At 59.0% G+C, this 278-nt stretch carries 1 protein-coding gene; it reads right to left on the reverse strand.

The window, feature by feature from the left end; all coding sequences use genetic code 11:
* Positions 1-278 (reverse strand): C40 family peptidase (locus KVT27_RS24350; RefSeq protein WP_217582150.1); only part of this gene is annotated, 278 nt, incomplete at both ends.

Genomic DNA, 278 nt, shown 5'->3' on the forward strand with positions numbered 1-278 from the left:
TGCCCGGTTGCCGCGGAAGCTCGTAAAGAACAGCAGATCTCCCCGCTTCGCCTGCTTGATGTCGCGGTACTTCCGCTTGGACAGCGCCTCGACGTAAGCCGCTTGGTTCTTCGCATCCCACGGCAGGTCCATCCCGAGTGCGTACAAGTACACCCACCGTGTAAAATCCGAGCAATCGAAAGAGGTCGGGTCCAGACGGTTGGAGCCGTAGACGTAGGGAATGCCGAGAAAGCTCTTGGCGGTCTCGATCACGTTCTCTGCATATCCGCCGGGTTTCG

Origin of the sequence: Lysinibacillus sp. GbtcB16, assembly GCF_019091145.1 — a bacterium.
Taxonomy (GTDB): Bacteria; Bacillota; Bacilli; order Bacillales_A; family Planococcaceae; genus Lysinibacillus; species Lysinibacillus fusiformis.